The sequence below is a fragment of the Streptomyces sp. ActVer genome (assembly GCF_027270795.1).
Taxonomy (GTDB): domain Bacteria; phylum Actinomycetota; class Actinomycetes; order Streptomycetales; family Streptomycetaceae; genus Streptomyces; species Streptomyces umbrinus_A.
In genome coordinates, this window is the sequence record NZ_JAPWHT010001043.1 from 1 (window position 1) to 515 (window position 515).

Genomic DNA, 515 nt, shown 5'->3' on the forward strand with positions numbered 1-515 from the left:
GCGGGCCAGGGACCGTTCCGAGGTCCGGCCGTCCTTCGGGGCGGCCGGCGGAGCCGGCGACGAGGAGCTCGTCGCCGGTGCCGTTGCCTGGGACATGGGGATCACCGAGTGCCCTTCGCGGCGAACTTCGCGATGGTCTCGACGTTGGTCTTGTCGACGAACGCCGGGCCGGTCAGCACCGGCTCCTGGCCACCGCCACTGAAGTTGCCGTTCGTCTTGTAGAGCCACAGGGCGTCCACCGAGAGGTAGCCCTGCAGGTACGGCTGCTGGTCGACGGCGAACTCGACGTCACCGTCCTGGATGGCGCCGACCAAGTCCTTGTTCAGGTCGAAGGTCGCCACCTTGGCCTTGCTGCCCGCGTCACTCACGGACTGCACGGCGGTGAGCGCGAACGGGGCGCCGAGCGTGACCACGTAGTCGACCGAGCTGTCCTGCTTGAGCTTGGCGGTGATCGTCGACTTCACGGACGGCATGTTCGTGCCGTTCACGTACAGGTTCGTGGTCTTGCCCTTGAA

1 protein-coding gene is annotated in these 515 nt (G+C 67.0%); it reads right to left on the reverse strand.

The genetic code is table 11. The features are described 5' to 3' along the window. Positions 1 to 101 precede the first annotated feature (101 nt). Positions 102 to 515 (reverse strand): substrate-binding domain-containing protein (locus O3Q52_RS54040; RefSeq protein ID WP_269655662.1); only part of this gene is annotated, 414 nt, incomplete at its 5' end.